The sequence below is a fragment of the Mariprofundus sp. NF genome, from assembly GCF_013387455.1.
Taxonomy (GTDB): Bacteria; Pseudomonadota; Zetaproteobacteria; order Mariprofundales; family Mariprofundaceae; genus Mariprofundus.
In genome coordinates, this window is sequence record NZ_VWNC01000022.1 from 1 (window position 1) to 656 (window position 656).

Here is a 656-nt window from a genome sequence, read left to right on the forward strand (position 1 = left end):
TAGAGGATCACCCCTTCACCAGCCGCAGCCACCTGCCGCATCGCCGCATGCAGCTGTGAACCGCAATCGCAACGTCGAGACCCGAACACATCACCGGTCAGGCACTCTGAATGGACACGCACCAGACAGGCTCGCTCGGCATCAGGCTCACCCATCACCAGCGCCACATGTTCAGCTTTGTCCACCGCATTGGTGTAGCCGATCAGGCGGAACTCACCAAACTCAGTGGGCATACGCACCTCAACCTCGCGCCTGACCAGCGAATCGTGCTGCAGACGGTGGCTGATCACATCAGCAATCGAACCGACTTTCAGGTTGTGCTTTTTAGCAAACTTTTTCAGCTCCGGCATGCGCGACATGGTGCCGTCTTCATTCATGATCTCACAGATCACACCGGCCGGCTTCAGCCCTGCCATACGCGCCAGATCAATACTCGCTTCGGTATGGCCGGCACGCACCAGCAGTCCGCCATCACGACCCACCAGCGGAAAAACATGGCCCGGCGTATGGATATCCTCAGCGCGTGCGCCATCTGCAATAGCGGTACGGATCGTATGGGCGCGGTCATAGGCTGAGATGCCGGTAGTCACACCTTCAGCCGCTTCAATAGAGATGGTAAAATTGGTTTTAAACTTGGAGTTGGTATTGGATACCAT

1 protein-coding gene is annotated in these 656 nt (G+C 56.7%); it reads right to left on the reverse strand.

Going from position 1 to position 656, the window contains the following annotated elements:
- On the reverse strand, positions 1–656 hold a 656-nt coding region (locus F3F96_RS12355; RefSeq protein WP_176963583.1), incomplete at both ends, for a 3,4-dihydroxy-2-butanone-4-phosphate synthase.